The 19482-nt window shown below is 58.8% G+C and carries 20 protein-coding genes; 10 read left to right on the plus strand and 10 right to left on the minus strand.

Annotation, left to right across the window (positions count from 1 at the left end; translation table 11 throughout):
• Positions 1 to 39: 39 nt before the first annotated feature.
• Positions 40 to 1125, minus strand: coding sequence for a recombinase RecA (recA, locus tag H7H48_RS01705; protein WP_229447096.1), 1086 nt, complete (start codon positions 1123 to 1125; stop codon positions 40 to 42).
• Between the two features lie 236 nt (positions 1126 to 1361).
• On the opposite strand from recA, the gene H7H48_RS01710 reads away from it, so the two are divergent.
• Both H7H48_RS01710 and H7H48_RS01715 read left to right on the plus strand, forming a co-directional pair.
• A complete protein-coding gene (locus H7H48_RS01710) occupies positions 1362 to 2312 on the plus strand; it encodes a carbohydrate kinase family protein (RefSeq protein ID WP_229447097.1) in 951 nt (316 codons plus the stop codon).
• Positions 2313 to 2324: 12 nt separating this feature from the next.
• Entirely contained in the window at positions 2325 to 3242 is a 918-nt protein-coding gene (locus tag H7H48_RS01715; protein WP_229447098.1) for a pseudouridine-5'-phosphate glycosidase, read from the plus strand.
• Between the two features lie 66 nt (positions 3243 to 3308).
• On the opposite strand, the gene H7H48_RS01720 is transcribed toward H7H48_RS01715, so the two are convergent.
• From H7H48_RS01720 to H7H48_RS01730, 3 genes are all read right to left on the minus strand, one after another.
• Entirely contained in the window at positions 3309 to 3968 is a 660-nt protein-coding gene (locus H7H48_RS01720) for an OmpA family protein (protein ID WP_223020454.1), read from the minus strand.
• A gap of 154 nt (positions 3969 to 4122) precedes the next feature.
• Positions 4123 to 5199, minus strand: a complete 1077-nt coding sequence (locus tag H7H48_RS01725) for a GGDEF domain-containing protein (protein WP_229447099.1) — start codon at positions 5197 to 5199, stop codon at positions 4123 to 4125.
• Between the two features lie 125 nt (positions 5200 to 5324).
• The gene (locus tag H7H48_RS01730) at positions 5325 to 6155 is read right to left on the minus strand and encodes an aldo/keto reductase (protein WP_229447100.1); all 831 of its coding nucleotides are present in this window, start codon (positions 6153 to 6155) and stop codon (positions 5325 to 5327) included.
• 87 nt (positions 6156 to 6242) lie between these two features.
• Between H7H48_RS01730 and H7H48_RS01735 the strand changes: the two genes are divergently transcribed.
• Together H7H48_RS01735 and H7H48_RS01740 are read left to right on the plus strand one after the other, a co-directional pair.
• Positions 6243 to 7241 (plus strand): heparan-alpha-glucosaminide N-acetyltransferase, encoded by a 999-nt coding sequence (locus H7H48_RS01735; RefSeq protein WP_229447101.1) that lies wholly within the window; start codon positions 6243 to 6245, stop codon positions 7239 to 7241.
• Positions 7228 to 7704, plus strand: a complete 477-nt coding sequence (locus H7H48_RS01740) for an isoprenylcysteine carboxylmethyltransferase family protein (protein ID WP_229447102.1) — start codon at positions 7228 to 7230, stop codon at positions 7702 to 7704. Before H7H48_RS01735 ends, H7H48_RS01740 begins: the two co-directional genes overlap by 14 nt.
• Positions 7705 to 7719: 15 nt before the next feature.
• On the opposite strand, the gene H7H48_RS01745 is transcribed toward H7H48_RS01740, so the two are convergent.
• Positions 7720 to 8106 (minus strand): MerR family DNA-binding transcriptional regulator, encoded by a 387-nt coding sequence (locus H7H48_RS01745; protein WP_223022609.1) that lies wholly within the window; start codon positions 8104 to 8106, stop codon positions 7720 to 7722.
• Positions 8107 to 8645: 539 nt separating this feature from the next.
• On the opposite strand from H7H48_RS01745, the gene H7H48_RS01750 reads away from it, so the two are divergent.
• The gene (locus H7H48_RS01750; RefSeq protein ID WP_229448064.1) at positions 8646 to 9857 is read left to right on the plus strand and encodes an MFS transporter; all 1212 of its coding nucleotides are present in this window, start codon (positions 8646 to 8648) and stop codon (positions 9855 to 9857) included.
• Position 9858: 1 nt separating this feature from the next.
• On the opposite strand, the gene mgtE is transcribed toward H7H48_RS01750, so the two are convergent.
• Positions 9859 to 11220 carry a magnesium transporter gene (mgtE, locus tag H7H48_RS01755; protein ID WP_229448065.1) on the minus strand — a complete coding sequence of 454 codons (1362 nt, stop codon included), beginning with the start codon at positions 11218 to 11220 and terminating at the stop codon, positions 9859 to 9861.
• Between the two features lie 297 nt (positions 11221 to 11517).
• Between mgtE and H7H48_RS01760 the strand changes: the two genes are divergently transcribed.
• Positions 11518 to 11970: a TspO/MBR family protein gene (locus tag H7H48_RS01760; protein WP_229447103.1), complete on the plus strand. Its 453-nt coding sequence runs from the start codon at positions 11518 to 11520 to the stop codon at positions 11968 to 11970.
• Positions 11971 to 12011: 41 nt separating this feature from the next.
• Positions 12012 to 12290: a hypothetical protein gene (locus H7H48_RS01765; protein WP_229447104.1), complete on the plus strand. Its 279-nt coding sequence runs from the start codon at positions 12012 to 12014 to the stop codon at positions 12288 to 12290.
• Positions 12291 to 12402: 112 nt separating this feature from the next.
• Here H7H48_RS01765 and proX read toward each other — a convergent pair whose 3' ends face one another.
• From proX to H7H48_RS01780, 3 genes are all read right to left on the minus strand, one after another.
• Entirely contained in the window at positions 12403 to 13413 is a 1011-nt protein-coding gene (gene proX / locus H7H48_RS01770) for a glycine betaine/L-proline ABC transporter substrate-binding protein ProX (protein ID WP_229447105.1), read from the minus strand.
• A 102-nt stretch (positions 13414 to 13515) separates the two neighbouring features.
• Complete coding sequence (locus H7H48_RS01775; RefSeq protein WP_229447106.1) at positions 13516 to 14448, minus strand: proline/glycine betaine ABC transporter permease; 933 nt, start codon at positions 14446 to 14448, stop codon at positions 13516 to 13518.
• Positions 14445 to 15695 carry a glycine betaine/L-proline ABC transporter ATP-binding protein gene (locus H7H48_RS01780; protein ID WP_229447107.1) on the minus strand — a complete coding sequence of 417 codons (1251 nt, stop codon included), beginning with the start codon at positions 15693 to 15695 and terminating at the stop codon, positions 14445 to 14447. Before H7H48_RS01780 ends, H7H48_RS01775 begins: the two co-directional genes overlap by 4 nt.
• A gap of 340 nt (positions 15696 to 16035) precedes the next feature.
• Between H7H48_RS01780 and H7H48_RS01785 the strand changes: the two genes are divergently transcribed.
• The gene (locus H7H48_RS01785; RefSeq protein ID WP_229447108.1) at positions 16036 to 16284 is read left to right on the plus strand and encodes a hypothetical protein; all 249 of its coding nucleotides are present in this window, start codon (positions 16036 to 16038) and stop codon (positions 16282 to 16284) included.
• Between the two features lie 74 nt (positions 16285 to 16358).
• Here H7H48_RS01785 and H7H48_RS01790 read toward each other — a convergent pair whose 3' ends face one another.
• The gene (locus tag H7H48_RS01790) at positions 16359 to 17804 is read right to left on the minus strand and encodes an alanine/glycine:cation symporter family protein (RefSeq protein ID WP_229447109.1); all 1446 of its coding nucleotides are present in this window, start codon (positions 17802 to 17804) and stop codon (positions 16359 to 16361) included.
• 322 nt (positions 17805 to 18126) lie between these two features.
• On the opposite strand from H7H48_RS01790, the gene H7H48_RS01795 reads away from it, so the two are divergent.
• A complete protein-coding gene (locus H7H48_RS01795; RefSeq protein WP_229447110.1) occupies positions 18127 to 18372 on the plus strand; it encodes a hypothetical protein in 246 nt (81 codons plus the stop codon).
• A gap of 222 nt (positions 18373 to 18594) precedes the next feature.
• Positions 18595 to 19386, plus strand: coding sequence for an arylmalonate decarboxylase (locus H7H48_RS01800; protein WP_229447111.1), 792 nt, complete (start codon positions 18595 to 18597; stop codon positions 19384 to 19386).
• Positions 19387 to 19482 lie beyond the last annotated feature (96 nt).

Genomic DNA, 19482 nt, shown 5'->3' on the forward strand with positions numbered 1-19482 from the left:
CCGGCCCTGCAGATTGTCAGGGCCAGCGAGAATGCAGAGCTACTCCTCGGCGTCGCCGCCGTCCTGGTCGCCTGGTCCGGTATCATCAAGGAACTTCTCGGCAATCAGGCCTGCATTCTGCCGCAGAGCCAATTCGATCTCCTGCGCCGCCTCTGGATTGTCACGCAGGAACTGCTTGGCGTTCTCACGCCCCTGCCCCAGACGCTGCGAATTGTAGGAGAACCAGGCGCCTGACTTCTCGACAATGCCAGCCTTCACGCCGAGATCGATCAACTCGCCGGTCTTGGATACACCTTCACCATACATGATGTCGAACTCGACCTGCTTGAAGGGCGGGGCCATCTTGTTCTTCACGACCTTGATACGGGTCTGATTGCCCACCGTCTCATCACGATCCTTGACCGAACCGATACGGCGAATGTCGAGACGCACCGAAGAATAGAATTTTAGCGCATTGCCGCCCGTGGTCGTCTCCGGCGAACCGAACATGACACCGATCTTCATGCGGATCTGGTTGATGAAGATCACCATGGTCTTCGACCGGGAGATGGAGGCCGTGAGCTTGCGCAGCGCCTGGCTCATGAGTCGGGCCTGCATGCCCGGCAGGGAATCACCCATTTCACCTTCGATTTCGGCGCGCGGCGTCAAGGCCGCAACCGAGTCCACGACAATCACATCCAGCGCTCCGGAACGCACGAGTGTGTCGCAGATCTCGAGCGCCTGCTCTCCCGTGTCGGGCTGCGAGATCAGAAGGTTTTCCAGATCCACACCCAGCTTGCGGGCATAGACGGGATCAAGCGCATGCTCGGCATCGATGAAGCCGCAAATGCCGCCCTTCTTCTGCGCTTCAGCGACCGTATGGAGCGCCAGCGTCGTCTTACCGGAGCTTTCCGGACCGTAAATCTCGATAATGCGGCCACGTGGCAGTCCGCCGACGCCCAGTGCAATATCGAGGCCCAGCGACCCGGTGGAGATGGTCTCGATCTCGACCACCTGATCATTGGCGCCGAGCCGCATGATCGATCCCTTGCCGAAGGCACGTTCGATCTGCGATAGCGCCGCATCCAGAGCCTTGGTTTTGTCCACCGAATTATCCTCTACAAGCCGCAATGAATTCTGAGCCATGATACAACACCCCTTCGAGGTCAATGGAGGCGGTTCCGCCAAATCCGCGATAGCCATCTGTACCCTTTTTGTTCTCTTTTTGCAATAGGCATTAGAGCATTGATAAAGCTACATAAATACAATTTGTTCTATTTTTGTGCGCACAAGATCGCAATCACTACCCTGATGCACGCACATGGCGCCTGGCTTGAGAGCAGAGGAGCATTCCCGCATCAGGCGATTCGGAAAGCGCCCCTATGAGCGCTACCAATCGACCGCGTCTGCTTGCCGTCGGCGGTGCCCACATGGACCGTCGCGGACGCCTTGACGCACCGCATATCCCCGCCACCTCCAACCCCGGATGGATGCGCGAAGACGTCGGCGGGGGCATATTTAATGCCGCGCGCACGGCAGTCCGGCGCGGTATGGCCGTGTCGCTCCTTTCCCTGCGTGGCGGGGATGCGGCGGGCGAGACGGTGGCACGCGCCATTGAGGACGCCGGGTTCGAAGACCTCTCGGCGACCTTTCTCGACCGCGTGACACCGAGCTACACGGCGATCCTCGATCATGATGGAGAGCTTATCACCGGCCTTGCGGACATGACCCTCTATGATACGGCGTTCGCCAAGCAGTTGCGGCGTTCGAAGATACGGCAGGCCGCGGCTGCGTCCGATGCCATACTCTGCGATGCCAATCTCCCCACGGAAGCGCTGGCGCAGCTGGTCTCCATCCGTGGAGCAGCACCCGTTTATGCAATTGCAGTCTCGCCGGCAAAGGCCGGACGGTTGAGCTCCCATTTTTCCGAACTCTCTGCACTATTCATGAATGCGCGGGAGGCGCGCGGGCTGGCTGGGCTTCCATCCGCAGCCCCCATCCTTCAGGCCGCAAAAACACTTCAGATTTCAGGCTTGCGCGCCGGCGTCATCACCGAGGGTGGCGGTGCCGTGACGGTCTTCACGTCCGCAAACCAGTGGCAGATCGACCCGCCACGGGTAGAGAATGTGGTGGATGTGACCGGCGCCGGCGATGCCCTGGCTGGTGCAAGTGTTGCGGCGCTGGTCCGTGGACTGCCCCTGCAGGAGGCCGCGCGCGAGGGCGTGGCCGCGTCCGGGCTTGCAGTTGCCTCTGCCTCGGCAGCGCCTGAATTCGATCATACCGCCTTCAAAGCGGCGCTTGCGCGGGTGCCAGCCCCGCGTCTTGTTTCATAAAGGAGTTCCCCCTTGCGTTCCAACAACATTATCGATGTCCATGCGCCGGTCGCCGAAGCCATTTCCCAAGGAAGGCCGGTGGTGGCGCTGGAAAGCACCATCATCACCCATGGCATGCCCTGGCCACGCAACAATGAAATGGCCAGAGACGTGGAAGCGCTGATCCGCCAGGAAGGCGCGATACCGGCCACGATTGCGGTGGTGGACGGGCGCCTGAAAATCGGCCTTTCGGAGCAGGAACGCGAGGCCCTGGCGCAGGCGACAGATCCAATGAAGCTCTCTCGCGCCGATCTCGCCTTTGCCATCGCCGAGGGCAAAAGTGGGGGCACAACCGTGGCTGCAACGATGATCGCCGCGCAGATGGCCGGCATTCACGTTTTCGCCACAGGCGGCATCGGTGGGGTTCACAAGGGTGCAGAGACGAGTTTCGACATCTCGGCCGATCTTGACGAACTGGCGCGGACGCCCGTCATCGTCGTTTCCGCGGGGCCGAAGGCGATCCTCGATACCGAGAAGACGCTGGAGGTGCTGGAAACCCGTGGCGTTCCCGTGGTCACCTATGGCACTGACACAGTGCCAGCCTTCTGGTCGCGCCATTCACCCTACCCCGCTCCATTGCGTCTTGACAGTGCAGAGGCAATCGCGCGCTTTCAGGCGACCCGCACGGCGCTTGGCATCAACGGCGGCATGTTGATTGCCAATCCGGTCCCGGCAGAGGACGAAATCCCCGCAGATGTGATGGCTGGATACATTCTTACGGCTCAACGCGAAGCCGATGAAAAAGGCATTTCAGGCAAGGATGTGACACCGTTCCTTCTGGCCCGTATTCTGGAACTGACAAACGGGGCAAGCCTCGTGACCAATATCGCGTTGGTGAAGAACAATGCGCGGCTGGCGGCAGGCATCGCCAAAGCGATGGCCGCCGGATAGCATGGCCCGCAATGAAAAAGCCGCCAGCGAACGCCGGCGGCTTTTTTTTGCAGTGTGCGGGAGTGATCAGGCGCCGGTAAGCGGCGACAGTTTGATCTCCACGCGCCGGTTTTCTGCGCGACCTTCCGGCGTGGCGTTGGAGGCGATCGGCTGGGATTCGCCCTGACCGATGATCGCGAAACGCTGGCTGCTGTTGCCCTGGCCGATAAGGTAATTCGCGACAGCTCCCGCGCGGCGCTGCGAAAGCTCCAGATTGTAATTCGCATCGCCCGTGGAATCGGTATGACCAAAAACGTCCACCAGCGTGCGATTGTACTTCTGGAGAACCAAAGCGACGGAATTCAGCGTGGAGTAGAAGGCCGGCTGGATGTTGGCCGAATCGGTAGCAAAGGTGATGTTGGAAGGCATATTGAGGATGATGTAGTCGCCCTGGCGGGTGACACTCACGCCCGTGCCCTGCAGCTGACCACGCAACTGCGCTTCCTGCTGATCCATGTAAGAGCCGACCGCGCCACCGGCTAGCGCGCCGATGCCTGCGCCAATCAGCGCATTGCGACGATCATCGCCACCGGCCAGAAGTCCAACGCCTGCACCAGCCAGCGCACCGAGCGCAGCCCCGCCGGCCGTGTTGGAGATCTTCTGCTGACCGGTATAGGGATCCGTGCTGGTCACGCAGCCGGCAGAGAAGCCTGCCACGAGCGCAACTGCGATGGATTTCTTCAACATAGTCCGTGTCCTCACTTGTCAATATCTGCGACGTGAATCGCGCGCAAATCGCCCCTCAAGCCCCGGTGTATCACAAATCGGGCAGAATTCGGCGCAGTTCTCGTCAAACTATATGCGAAGTCGAGAAAAATGCATCCCGGCGCGGGCACGTCTATCAATCGTTTCTGTAGAGCAGCCAATTCTTCATGAATTTGCCCTTGGGAATGCTGGAAAACAGGGTAACGCGGTTTCGCCCATCCACCTTGGAGGCGTAGAGCGCCTGATCCGTCTTGGCGTAGAGTTCGTCGGCATTGGCGGCATCGCTTGCCATACAAACCCCGAGGGAAATACGAATGGGCCCGCATTTGCGGGCACCGGAGCCGATAACGAACTCGGCCTTTTCAACGGCGAGCCGCATTGTTTCGGCAAGTTTGACGGTCGCCTCCTCGGTAAGTCCGTCCACGATGATGGCGAATTCCTCTCCACCCGTTCTTGCGACGAAACACTCGTCAACGCATTGGGTTTTGAGGATCTGCGCGACGCCCTGCAAAATCTTGTCGCCGACCGGATGACCATATTGGTCGTTGATGGCCTTAAAGCCGTCGATGTCCGCGAGAATCAGCGCATGAAACATGATCGAACGCTGTTCATCGAAGATGCCGGCCATGCGCTTGTCGAAGGCACGGCGATTCCAAATTCTTGTTAAGGGGTCGGTGTCGGCAAGCCTCTTGTACCTTTGAAGCTGCGAGCGCATGGCTTCAAGCTCGCTGGATTTTTCTTCCATCGCCTGCGTTATCTGACGCCCCTGAGCGATGGTCGTCTCTGTAGCCGCGGCCATGATGCCGACGATCTTGCGCATGAGATCATGCGAGATGGCGCTGCGACCGCTAAGCCCATTGGAGGTTTGATCGAGGATGACACCAAATTTCTCCAGGGAACTGCGTTCACGGCCGAGCAGCGACAGAATTTCCTGGGCACGCGTGGCGATCTGTTCCTGCGCGTCCTCAACAACGGCCTGCCGGTTGTTCTGCGTGAAATATTTCAGCGCCAGCTTGTCCAGCGCGTCCTGGGTGGGCCGACCGTTCAGCGCTTCGAAATCGCGCACGAGATCGCGGTTGGAACCGGTGAAAACCTCGTAAAATATTTCGTAATTGCGCGGCAGACCGGTCACCCCCATGCGCCGCATGGAGCCTGCAATCATGCCGGCAATGTCGGTGGGCCCCTTCTCCGGGGCGCCTGAAGTCTGCAACATGCGCCGTCCACCTTCCCCCAAAGGCATGACTGTCAGACACCACACAGGAGTGGAGCCGATGACAACCGTGAGTACCCTATTTTAGATCAGCTAACGCAGGGTTAACCTACTGTCTTCCCGGAGGTTCAGACCGGGTCCCATACGGGCGAAAAATCGTAATCGCAGATTCGGCTGCCCCGCTGCCGCAAGGCGGAAATGGACCGCATTTCCTCCTCGCTGAGCGAGAAATCGAAGATGTCCGCATTCTCGGCAAGGCGCTCTGCATTGCTGGTCCGTGGAATGGCGATCACGCCTTCCTGCTGCACATGCCAGCGTAACACGATCTGCGCCGGCGTCTTGCCATAGTGCTCTGCGGGCCCCGCCACTTCCGGTTGTGAGAACAGATCACCGCCCCGTGCCAACGGGCAATAGGACACCATCGCCATGCCCGCATCGCGGCACGCGGCATACACCCGGTCCTGATTCAAAAATGGATGATACTCGACCTGGTTTGCAACGAGGGGGGCTTCGGACAGGCGGACAGCCTCTGCCAGAAGAGCCGTCGGGAAATTGGACACGCCTATGTGCCGCGCGGCTCGGCTTGCTCTTACGCGGTTCAGAGCTTTCACGCTTTCAGCGAGGTCGATAGCGGGGTTCGGCCAATGGATCAAAAGTAGGTCGACCTGATCAACGCCCAACCGGTTCAGGCTTGCTTCCGCCGAGCGCTCAAGGTCACCGCCTGCAATATCGGTCCACCAGACCTTGGTGGTCAGAAAAATATCGTCCCGCTTCACCCCCGAGGCCCGGATGCCTTCGCCCACGGCTTCCTCATTGTCATAGGCAGCAGCCGTATCGATGTGGCGGTATCCAACCTTCAATGCATGCGAGACGAGTTCCGTGCAGGCCTGCCCCTTCAAAGTCCAGGTTCCCATACCCAAGACCGGGATGGATGCTCCGTTCGCCTCAACTGTCTGCATTGAATACCTCTCCGTCTTTCGGCCACTTTTAGCGCCGACTAATATAATCACAACATAAAACAATAATTATACCGGGGCGTTCACACGATGCGGCACCAAGCGGCCGGCAGATCACGCATCGAAATTATCGATGTTGCGCGCGGCGGCGCACTCGTCGCGATGGCAGTCTATCATTTCGGCTGGGACCTTGAGTTCTTTGGCTATATGGATGCAGGCACCACAGTGACCGGCGGATGGCGCCTCTTTGCTCGCGCGATCGCAACCTCCTTTCTGTTTCTGGTTGGCGTCAGTCTGTTTCTAGCTCATGAGAAACACATCCGCTGGACAGGATTCTTGAAACGCCTGGCCATGGTTACGGTGGCTGCGGGCGCAATCTCGGCGGCGACATGGTTCGCATTCCCGCAGGGCTTTATCTTTTTCGGGATTCTGCATCATATTGCGGTGGCAAGCCTGCTCGGCCTTGCCTTTCTGCGCTTTCCGGCCTGGCTTCTTTTGGGGCTCGCCGCCGGGCTGGTGGCCGCGCCTCATATATTTAGTGCGCCATTTTTCGACACGCCGGCTCTGTGGTGGATCGGCCTTTCCACCTTTCGTCCGCCGTCAAATGATTATGTCCCGCTGCTTCCCTGGTTTGGTGCCGTCATCGCGGGCATCGCGACCGCCCGCATTGCAAGAGATACAGGCGCTCTACACTCGATCGCCCTTCTGAAGCCGGCGAATTGGCAGAAGCCCCTCGCCTTTGCCGGCCGCCACAGCCTCGCTTTCTATCTTCTCCACCAGCCAGTTCTTATTGCTTGTGTCTGGGTTCTGGCGCAGCTCTCGCCGCCGGCAGACGTGCCTGCCGATGTGCGCTTTACCCAAGCATGCATGAGCCAGTGCGCGGAAACGCGCGGTGGCGACTTTTGCGCGACCTACTGCACCTGTTTCACCGACACGCTGGAGGCCGAGGATCGCCTTGATCTGGTCATGTCAGGCAAACCGGAAGAAGAGATGCAAAGCCGCTTGAGCCAAATCGCAACCGAATGCACTATGCGCGCGGAAGTGGGGAGCGATTTCACGCAGGGGGATAGGACCAATGAGCGGCCCTGAACAGCAACCGGCCCGTTTTCCCTGGCCACCGGTCATCTATCTGTCAGCTATCGCCATTGCGGCAACGCTGGGTGTTTTCTATCCGTTGACATGGTTCGGCCCGCCACTGGCCGACATACTTTTTGCGATAGGCTGCCTGCTCATCGTCGGATTTGTGATACTCGACGTGCAGGCCATGCGGACACTCCACAGGGCGGGAACGGCGATCCTGCCTACACGCAGCGCGGATGCACTGGTCACAAGCGGGCCATTCGCCATCAGCCGAAACCCTATCTATCTCGGTAATTCGATGCTTCTTGCAGGCATCGCCCTGGTAACAGGCAATCCCTGGTTTCTTCTCTTGCTCGCCTTTGCCTGCTTCCTGACACAGAAGCTTGCGATCGAGCCTGAGGAACGCCATCTCGCAATGCGGTTTGGGAAAAAATATCGCGATTATCAGAAACGGGTACGTCGCTGGTTCTGATTGGCCGTACCACGATCAGGTGGTCACACCGAGCTCAGCCAGACGCTCGACACAGGCTTCCTCCGCGCGGGCCAATTCTTCAAGCGTGTCTTCAAGGTCCCGGCGCTTCTGGCGCAAATCCTGCTGCTTTTCAGAAATACGTGCCAGCATGAGCTTGAGCTGGCCGATCTCTCCGGGCGGCGCCTTGTAAACCTCTATGATCTCGCGAATCTCGGCGATTGAGAAACCGATACTGCGTCCGCGCAAAATCTGCCGCACCAGGTGCCGGTCAGACGGCCGGTAAAGCCGCGTTCGACCGCGCCGCACGGGTTTGATCAACCCTTCATCCTCGTAGAATCGCAGCGTCCGTGTGGAAATCCCGAACTCACGCGTCAGCTCGGTGATGGAGTAGTAATCGCGCATCGCGCCCTGCCCTTTGATGACGGCTCCCCTTTCGCCCGTGCCGGACGATGCCCCAATGGTGAGTGCCGCATTTTCTTCTACCGGGTAATGCGGTAGATCATGATCTGCCGATGCCCGCCCCGCTGCGTCTCCGATCAGGAGCATTTGTTTAGCGAGGAAAAACAAAGTCGCACGGTTCTTACGTAAAAGTCAATTTCTTGAACCGCTAGAGCGAAGAGTTGGGGAAAGACCGTTTTTGACATGCGGAGGCGCTTCCGGGTGCCGCCTGCTAACGTGAACAACTGTGCTGGCGAAACCGACCACCCAATTGTGGGCGCGCCCGGAACAACCAGCTTCCGCGACCACCGCCGGAAATCGGCAACACCCCACCCAACGTTCGCATGGACAGGCACCGAAGCGGGCGTGGCCCTACGGGACGATGTATCGCTGAGCTATGACAGCGACGAGTTCGCGCAGATTGAATGCGGCGCGGACAAGACGCTTTCGAACAGGGAACGAGCAGCTTGCAACAGGGCCCCGCCTATAGCGCCAGCGATGCCATGATCGACGGTTCCTATGCCTGGTTCCGTATGACAATCGCGTTGCTTCTGGGCACGTTCGGCACGGTGGGGCTTTGGGCCTTCGTGGTCGTTCTGCCGCCCATCCAGGCGGAATTTGGCGTCGATCGGGCGGCGGCATCCCTGCCCTATACGAGTACCATGATTGGCTTTGCGCTCGGCAACGTGCTCATCGGGCGGTTTGCGGACAGAATTGGTGTGGCACTGCCCGTGGCCATTGCGGGGGCCCTGCTTGGTGCAGGCTTTGTCGTCTCCAGCTTCACGACTGCTCTCTGGCAGTTCGTCATCCTGCAGGGGCTTATCGGGCTAGGCGGCTCAGCCTGTTTCGGTCCGCTTCTGGCAGACATATCCCACTGGTTCGAGAAGCGGCGGGGCATCGCGGTGGCGGCGGTCGCCTGCGGCAATTATCTGTCCGGTGTCCTTTGGCCAACCGTCATCAAATTCGCGCTGGAACATACGAGCTGGCGGGTCACGTTTCTCGGCATCGGCATTTTCTGCATCGTCAGCATCGTTCCGCTGGCCATGCTCATGCGGGCCAGACCTGATGTGAATCAGGCTGACGACATCGCAGCCATCCATTTACGGCGCCCCGGCGGACGAAAACCCATCGACCTGTCGCCTCGCATGCTGCAGGGGCTTCTGGTGCTCGCCGGATTGGGATGCTGTGTCGCCATGTCGATGCCGCAGGTGCACATCGTCGCCTACTGCATCGACCTGGGCTTCGATATCGCGCGTGGCGCCGAGATGCTCTCTCTCATGCTGGGCGCAGGGATTGCCAGCCGACTGATTTCGGGTCTGCTCGCCGACCGCATCGGTGGTGTGCCGACACTTCTGATCGGTTCGGTGCTACAATGCCTTTCATTGTTCCTCTACATTCCCTTTAACGGCCTCGCCTCGCTCTACATGGTGTCGTTCATCTTCGGGCTTTCGCAGGGCGGCATCGTGCCCAGCTACGCGATCATCGTGCGCGAATATCTGCCGGCGCGCGAAGCGGGTCAGCGCATGGGTGTGGTCATCATGGCGACCATTATCGGCATGGCGCTGGGTGGATGGATGTCGGGCTGGATTTATGACCTGACTGGCTCTTATCAGGCCGCTTTCATAAACGGGATTGCCTGGAACCTCGGCAATATGGGCATCGCATTCTTCATTCTCTATCGCGCGCGCCGCTCGACTACCCCCCTGCCCGCTTGAACTAGACTCCAAACCACCAGGTGGCGAGGCCGAGGAAAGCGAGGAAGCCGACCACATCTGTGACTGCGGTGACGAAAACCGCCGATGCCACCGCCGGGTCGGCGCCAACGCGATCAAGCAGCAGCGGAATGAGGATGCCGCCAAGAGCGGCGACAAACATGTTGATGATCATCGCCGCCGCAATGATGCCGCCCAGATTGTAATCCTGAAACCAAGCGGCCGCGACCACGCCAATCAGCGTGGCGAAAACGACGCCGTTCAGAATGCCGACACCCATTTCTCGACGGATGATGCGGCCGGCATTGTAAATATCGATGTCCCGGGTGGCGAGCGCACGCACCGTGACGGTCATGGTCTGCGACCCTGCGTTGCCCCCCATTCCTGCAACAATGGGCATCAGAATGGCGAGCGCGACGACCTTTTCGATCGTGTCATCGAAGAGGCCGATGACGGAAGCGGCAAGGAATGCTGTGATGAGGTTCACCATTAACCAGGGAACCCGCGAGCGCGCGGCGGTCCAGACACGGTCGGAGAGTTCTTCGTCACCGACGCCGCCAAGGCGCAGAAGATCTTCCTCCGCCTCCTGCTGGATGACGTCGACCACATCGTCAATGGTGAGCACACCGACCAGGCGCTCATTCTCGTCGACCACGGCGGCCGACAGAAGGTCGTATTTTTCAAAAATCTGCGCGGCTTCTTCCTGATCCATCGTGGCCGGGATGGCGTGGCGCGTCTCGCGCATCACATCCTCGATCTTCACTCCACGCTTGGTGCGCAGGATCCGATCGAGATCGACAGCGCCCACCAGCCGAAATGTCGGATCGATGACGAATATCTGCGCGAAGCTTTCGGGAAGGTTTTGCTCCTCCCGCATGTAGTCGATCGTCTGGCCGACGGTCCAGAAGGGCGGCACAGCGACAAATTCCGTCTGCATGCGCCGGCCGGCGGTTTCATCCGGATAGCCGAGCGAACGACGCAGACGCACACGCTCGGTGAAGGGCAGCTCGGCGAGGATCTCGTCCTGGTCCTGCTGATCGAGATCTTCCAGAATGTAGACCGCATCATCCGAATCCAGCTGTTCGACGGCACGCGCCACCTGTTGATTGGGCAGGTTTTCCAGGATTTCGAGACGGATCGCCTCGTCCACCTCGGTCAGCGCGGTGTAATCGAAATCATCGCCCAGGAGCACGACAAGCGCGAGGCGCTGGTCAGGGAGAAGGGCCTCGAGCAGGTCACCGACCTCGGACTGATGGAGCGCGCCGATTTCCTGACGTAGGGTGATGGTGTCCCGGTCGGCAATCGCTGCGCCGATATGCGCCAGAAACGGTGCCGCCACCACACCATCTGCATCATAGATGCCCATTGCCTCAGCGCCTTCGGCTTCGACGTCTTTGTTCAGTCCTTCGGATTCGCTCAAATGGACCTCCCTGGCTGGGATGTTGGGCTCTGCGAATGGGCGCAGCGTTCTTTCGGCAATACAGACGCGTGTGCCGCACCGCAACCGGGGCGCCACGCTTTCCGCTCGAGATTTTTGGTTGTGTGCCCAACCTTTCGGCGCGGCAGGAACACAAGCCCCCTAGGAACGTTAATGCACTATGGCATTGGCTGGTTCCAACCTGAGCAGGTTTTGCCGATCCGAACCACGAAACAGGACAACATGATGCCTCTTCTTCGCACTCTCCCCTTTTTCCTAATTCTCGTGGTCGGTGGCGGTCTTGCCATTGGTTACCTGACAGCACCCGGCTCCTGGTATGCAGGGTTGGAAAAACCGGTTTTCAATCCACCCAACTGGGTATTCGGCCCAGTGTGGGGAATGCTTTATGTCCTGATTGCTTTGGCCGGCACGCGCGTATGGCTGCGCGAACGCCAGAGCAATGCCATGCGTCTGTGGTGGTTGCAGCTTGTTCTCAATTTCGCCTGGTCGCCGACCTTCTTTTCGCTCCACATGGTCGGGGCCGCACTCGTGATTCTCGTGCTTCTTGTGGCTGCGGTTATCGCCTTTATCATCGCGCGCTGGCGCGTGGACCGACTGTCGGCCCTGATGTTCCTGCCCTATGCGGCCTGGGTCCTGTTCGCCGGTTTCTTGAACGGAGCCATTCTCATTTTGAACTAGGAAGCGTTGCTCCCCTGTTTAAACGCTTACGGGAGTCCTAAATGAGAGCCATGAAAATTCGTTTCAATCACATGGTCGTGGCCGCCATTGGAGCGGTTATGCTGGCGGGCACTTCGGGATATGCGGAGGACAGATCCAAGAGCGAAGCGGAACAGGCGCGGGAAGCGCGCATCGACCGTGAACTGGAACGCAGCCGCGACATGCTGGAAGACCGGCATCAGGAATGGATGCGCAGTCAACGGAACATCCCGCGTCTGACGGCGCCCGGCCCGCGGGATCTCGATGTACCGATCTACACCTCACCACCCCGGCTACAATAAACACTGTTGGCGGCACAGCTCGTCGTGACATGAAAAGACCGCACGCCGGACAAGGCGCGCGGTCCAAATTTTTCAAGGGCCTCAAACATCAAGCCCCTGACGGCAAGCAGATTTATTCGCCGGCCTTGCGGGCAGCTTCAAGCCAACCGTCAACAGTATCGCGATTGTCGGAGATCCAGTCGGAAGCCTGCTTTTTGATATCTTCCGGCTTGTCGGCGCCGTCGTTCATGGCCGCGTTCTGGGCAAAAATGTCCTCGAGCGGGATCGAAGCCGACTTTAGAAGCGTTGCAACAGCCGGATTTTCCTCAAGGAACTCGGAATTGGCGACCGGCACGATGTCGTTCGCCTCAAAGCCCATGACGCAAGGATCAGCAACACAGCCATCGATCCCGGCTGCAGCGTTATCATCCGTGGCCTCTTCAGGCACCTGAATCCAGACAACATCCTCGCCGATCTTCAGCTCGTTGACGGTCCAGTTGGGGGTCCAGGTATAGAAGAGAATGGGCTCACCGCTTTCATAAGCCGCCACAGCATCGGCCATGGAGGCAGAGTAGCTCGCCTTGATCTCGTTGATGTGATCCTTGAGCTCGTATTTTGTGAGATGATCCTCGATCGCCACCTCGCAGCCCCAGCCGGGAGGGCATGCGACCAGATCAGCCTTGCCATCGCCATCGCGGTCGAAAGCTTCCTTCACCTCATCCCGCTTGAAATCGTCAAGCGACTTGATCTCGAATTTCTCTGCCGATGCCTTGTCGACGAGATAGCCCTGAAGCGCACCGCCCGCCGCGACCGCACCGACGATCTCCGCCGTTGCCTCGAAAGCCGGGCGATAGGTGTCGTGGATCGGGAACCAGCCGTTCACCCAAAGGTCCACATCGCCATACCCGACCGCCTGATAGAAAGGCGGATTGTCGAGCGTGGTCGGGCCTTCGACCGTGTAGCCAAGCTCTTCGAACATCTGCTTGTAGATTTCAGCGTGAAACCAGCCCGTGTCCCAGGTGGCCTGTGCCATCTTGATCGTTTTGCCGGCGCCGGGGCCGTCCTGCGCCATCGCCGGCATGGCCACGGAGCCGAGCAGCGCGAGGGCTGCGATTGCGGGAATGCTTTTCTTAAGACCAGTCATATCGAGCAGTCTCCATAAATACGTGTTCGACAATTGTGGCAGGGCGTAGCCGCTGCCGTGAATGCGGAACGCCAGGTCGCGCTCCGCGAGACGGACGAAGCCTTATGCGGCTTTGCCCGCTTTTTCTTCGTCACCCGGCTTGCCGAGCGCAAACATCGAGCGCAGCGTCTGCCAGAGCGAAGGCGTGTGCACGGCTTTCTTTTCGCCGAGCGATTGGGTGATGCGGTCAAGGATGATCGCCAGAAGCACGATGCCGATGCCACCGGCGGTTGCCGCCCCCACATTGAGGCGACCGAGTCCGGTGTAGACGGTAAGGCCGAGCCCGCCCGCGCCGATCAGTGCTGCAATGACCACCATCGACAGAGCCAGCATCAGGGTCTGATTGAGACCCGCCATGATGGTGCGCAAGGCCAGTGGAAACTGAACCTCCCACAACATCTGCCAGCGTGTGGAGCCGAAGGCTTCCGCAGCTTCGATCAGGTCACCGCGCACATTGCGGATGCCCAGATTGGTGAGGCGGATAATGGGTGGAAGCGCAAAGATGATCGTGGCGATGATGCCAGGCACCATTCCCACACCGAACAGCATGACAATCGGCACCAGATAAACGAAGGACGGGATCGTCTGCATGATGTCCAGAATCGGTCGCACGATGAAGAGAACGCGGTCGCTGCGTGCACTCCAGATGCCGAGCGGAATGCCGATTATAGCGCAGAACAGCACCGAGGTGATGATCATCGACAGGGTGGTCATGGTCTCCGACCAGAGCCCGATCATGTCTATGAACGCGAGGGCGATCAGCGTGAAAACAGCAACCCCGCGGCCCGCCGTACGCCAGGCAATCAGCGTAAGGCCTGCGGTAAACACCAGCATGGGCAACCAATGGAAGAACGCATCGAGCCAGCCGAGAACGGCCGTGACCGGTGTCTGCATGGCGCGGAAGAAGGGACGGAAATTGGGAACCAGAAAGTCGCGAACAAAACTGTTCACCCAGTCGTCGAGCGGGATCTGAACGAGATCGGCAGGGCTGATCATTGGCGTTCTCCTTTCTGTGCGGAGCTGGCCTCGGTTTCATCCGTTGTCGGCTGTGCCTCTTCGTTCTCCTCTCCTGAAAGCTGGGAGAATACCGCCTGCGGTTCGATCACCCCGGCAAGACGGCCGCGCTTGTCGGCCACCGCGATCGGATAACCAGCACTTGCAGCACCATAAAGCTCGTTGAGCGGCGTATCGCGCGAGACCGTGGGGACCTCCGTCACCAGGACCTCCGAAAGGTCCGTGCGGCCCTCCTCGCGGGCGGCCACCGCCAGCTCCTGGTAGGTGACGAGACCGGCAATCCGATCCTCCTCCACCACGTAGAGGGCATTGCGATTGTGCTCCTCCATCAGGTCGAGCGCCTTTTCGGCTGCATTCCTTTCGCCGAGCTCAACGGTGATCGGGCGCTCGGCGACGTGCGCGGCGTCGAAAACACGGCCCCGGTCAATGTCACCGACAAAGGCGGCGACATAATCATCGGCCGGATTGTCGACGATCTCCTGCGCGGTGCCGACCTGAACAAAGCGACCATCCTTCATGATGGCGATCTTGTCGCCCAGAAGCAGCGCCTCGTTGAGATCATGGGTGATGAAGATGATGGTCTTCTTGAGCTTCTTCTGAAGATGAAGGAGCTCTTCCTGCATCTCACGGCGAATGAGCGGATCGAGCGCGCCGAAAGGCTCATCCATCAGGAGAATTTGCGGATCGGTTGCAAGCCCACGCGCAAGCCCCACGCGCTGTTGCATCCCGCCCGACAGTTCGTCGGGGTAGCTGTCGGCATAGGCCGCAAGACCAACCTGCTCCAGAGCTGCGAGCGCCTTTGCGCGACGCGAAGCGGCGCCTTCACCCTTGATCTTCAGTCCATAGGCGGCGTTCTCGGCGACGGTCTTGTGCGGAAAGAGAGCGAAATGCTGGAAAACCATGGTGATCTTCTCACGCCGCACCTTGCGCAGGCGCTCGGCCGAGCAGTTCGCCACATCGTCTTCGTCAATGAGGATTTTCCCATAGGTCGGCGGAATCAGGCCATTCAAGGTTCTGACCAATGTGGACTTTCCGGAGCCAGAAAGCCCCATGACCACAAAAATCTCGCCTTCATGGACATCAAAACTGACATCCTGAACGCCGACGGTCTGCCCTGTTTCCTCAAAAATCTCGATCTTGGTCTTGTTCTGCTTCAGACCGTCGAGCGCCTGTTCTGGATGTTCTCCAAATATCTTGTAAACATTCTCGACCCGTAGCTTGGGTTTCATGATTCCTCTTGGCTGATTATTTTATGGAAAATGAAATACAGGTCGAACACCTGTAAAATATTTCACATACGCTTGCATTCAGCATTCGCCTTGCGAGACTTCATTATGCCTCACACGTCATGTGAAAATACCATACATGGGTCCTGACATAACGCGCGTTATTTCAAATCGCAACAGTCAGTGAAAATTAATTCAGCAATCAATGCGATTGACCCATCCGCCCCAACGCTTGCTGGGTAGCCCCCGCAAGAAGCGTTTCTTTCGACGGGATGACCTGCTAGTGGTAATCCTGCGGGAGGGCGTCCATGACGCCATAAAGTGCATTTTGAAGGGACGAAGAATGAACGACCGCTACGACGCCTATGCTGCTGCAACCATCGTAACGTTCGGAGCCATCGTGATCGGCGGACTTATGGCTGCTGCGCTTTCCTTTGGAGAGCGGGATGCATTTTTCTTCGCGCTCGGAGCGGGCACCTCGGCATGGGGCGCGGGATACGCCATGTTTCTCGACAAGGCACGCGTGTTTGTCGGCCTGACAGCTTTAGCGGTGGCCATGTCGATCGCAGCGGCCATTCTGCTGGGCTTTTAGAGCTAGGAAGAATCAAAAAGGGCAGGTTTCCCTGCCCCTCCCTGCCCCTTGTTCAAACACGCGTTACATGGCGTTCAAGCGCCCGCAGCTTCGTCACGCACCCTGCCTGTCCAGGCAGTGCGGTCGATATCCAGATCAGGAAATTTGTCCGGATCGAGCACCGGCCGATCGACACCGGCTTTCAGCTGCTCGCGGAAATCTTTCAGTATCCTCAGACATGTGGGCAGAAGCATCATGATGGCGATAAGATTGACCAGCGCCAGAATGCCCATCATTGGATCAGAGAAGAAGAAGACCGCGGTCGCCCCGGGTGCCACCGCGCCAAGAAAGACAATCCCCATCACAACCAAGCGCAGTGCGTTGATGGCCAGCGGGTGTTCGCTGATCACTGTCAGCGCGTTCTCGCCCAGATAGTAATTGTAGATGATCGAGCTGAAGGCAAAAAGAAGTAGAATGAAGGTCAGGAAATACTGGGTCCATTCGCCCAGGTGAGAAACCAGCGACTGCTGAGTGAGAACAACGCCGTCGATGGCTTCGGCGCCCGGCGTATATACATCGCCCAATAAGATAACGAAGGCGGTGCAGCTGCAGATCACAATCGTGTCGATAAAGACCGAGAATGACTGAGTGATGCCCTGGCTGATGGGATGGCGCACATCGGCCGTGGCGGCGACGTTGGGTGCAGAACCAAGTCCTGCCTCATTGGAAAAAAGGCCACGCCGCAAGCCCTGTGCAAGCGCTGCCCCCATGCCCCCACCAACGGCCTGCTCCAGACCGAATGCGTTCATGACGATGGAATAGAGAACGCCGGGAAGCTCGGTGATGTTCAACAGGATAATGACGACCGCCATCAGCAGATAGGCAATCGCCATGACGGGAACCACAACATCGGCTGCCTTGGCGATGCGGCGGATGCCGCCAAAGACAATAAAGCCGGCAATCACGGTCAGAAGGAGACCCGACCACATGCGGTCAATCCCCAGGCTCTCCTGCGCCGCTCCGGCAACCGTGTTGCCCTGAAATGCGTTGAAGCCAATGGCGAACGCCGCGATGAGGCAGATCGCATAGAGCACGGCGAGCCACTTATACTCCTCACCGAGACCATGAATGATGGACCGGGCGGGGCCGCCACGAAACGTTCCGTCCGCTTCGCGGCGTTTGTAAAGCTGCGCCAGCGAACATTCAACGAGACTGGTCGCCATGCCAACCAGGGCGATAGCCCACATCCAGAACACTGCACCTGGACCACCAAGCGTGATGGCCACGGCCACGCCGGCGATATTGCCGCCGCCGACCCGTCCCCCAACGGAGACAAGAAGTGCTGCACGCGCGGAGATCGCATTGGGGTCTCCGCTCTGATTTTTGGAAGAGAGGACGCGGAACATGCGTCTGAAGAACTGAAGTTGAACAAACCCGGTCAACGCGGTGATGAAAATGCCTAAAACGACAAGAATTGGGATGAGGGACCACCCCCAGGTTAAGTCTCCGATAACGCCAAATAAGCTCTCGATGAATGTCACTGTCGCACCCTCGCTTTTCGCTAATGCACTTTCCGGCCTCTCGGCCCATGCGGCAGAATAGCCCACAATCAAAAGCGGCACACCATAAGAAACACACGCCCACAAGGGGACTGGTGCTCGAGAGCCCAAACCATCCACACCTTCCCAACCCCTTCGGTTGTGCGGCAATCGCGATGGGTTTAACTCTTTCGTAACGCTCGCCGGCGGCAACTGGGACTACCTCGATCAGCGTACTCGTCCAGAGAGCCGGGTTGTGGTATCCCACCAGCACAATCAATTTGCCTATCAATCTGAACTTAACGACGGTTCCCGGGGGGAAAGCATGTCGCTCGCATTTGAGACCTGCGCACCGGTCGACTTTGTCGTCGAGGCGCAGACCTGCCGAGACGCGATAGAGCCGGCACTGAGGCGCATTGTGACAACCGCACGGGAGCGCGGCTGGAGCCATCAGCAGATCCATCTCGCGCTGTTCGAAATCGCGATCGCATCCATCAAGACCGAAAAGCTCGATATCGCGACGCTTGTTCGCCTGCGCCGCGCTGCGTGGTGTGCGACGCCAATGGACTGATCCACTTCCCTTCCAGCCGGTTTTGGGGCGCCCGCCTGCGTGCTCGCCGCCACTGGAGATTTGGGAAGACGCGACAATCGGTGTATGCCTGTACCATCACTGCGGATCCGGGGAGCGGTGTTGCCTCAAAAGCGACGCGTCTGCGTCGGTTGCCAGGCAGCACGACAAGCGTGAATGACGCGATCCTCGAACCTTGATGAGAACGCGGGACAACAGGGCCACATGCTCCACAATCCAGAAAACTCGCCGCTGCAGCACCGCAAACGGCAGGTGAACACCCCCATACGGTTCGATTCCGGTCGCAATGAACGCGCAAAGATCGGCTTTGTTCTTCTGCCCAACGATCAACTGGTGGAAGAGGATATGGTGCGCATGGCTCCGCCGGGTGTCGGCGTCTACTTCTCAAGAGCGCGCATGCCTCATGAAATTTCCACCGGCACGCTTGCGCAGCTAACCGAAAGCCTTGCCGAAACAGCCGGGCGCATCCTGCCGGATGACATTCTTGATGTGGTTTGCCTGGCCTGCACCTCAGGCACGGTGGCAGTGGGCGAAGCACGCGTTTGTTCAGAGCTCAACAAGGGCGCTCCCAACGCCCACGCCACTTCTCTCATGGGTAGCGTGACAAAGGCCCTCGAGGCCCTGCAGGTGCGCCGCATCGCGGTGGGCACGCCTTATGCGCATGAATTGACGGACACTGTCGTTGGATATCTGCAAAATGAAGCCGGTTTCGAGATCACCGCTTATGCGGGTCTTGGTCTGGATTATGACCGCGATATGGTTCGGGTCACGCCTGACTACCTTCTCGAGTTCGGGGCCAGTCTCGACACACCGGAAGCAGACGCGCTTTTGATAAGCTGTAGCGCGTTGCGGTCGCTCGAGATCGTGGAGGCGCTGGAAAAGGAAATCCGGAAACCGGTGATCGTGAGCAATCAAGCCATGATGTGGAACTGCCTGCGACTTGCAGGCGTCCAAGATCGCCTTTCCGGTTTTGGTGAATTGCTGCGCCAATTCTAACAAAACGTGGAAGATGCCACATCGGCAATTCTTAAGACCGCAAAGAAATCGTGATGCAGCGTATTTCGTCCCGACGAGTTATCCTGTTGGCGAAAC

Origin of the sequence: Nitratireductor sp. B36, assembly GCF_020833685.1 — a bacterium.
Taxonomy (GTDB): Bacteria; Pseudomonadota; Alphaproteobacteria; order Rhizobiales; family Rhizobiaceae; genus Nitratireductor.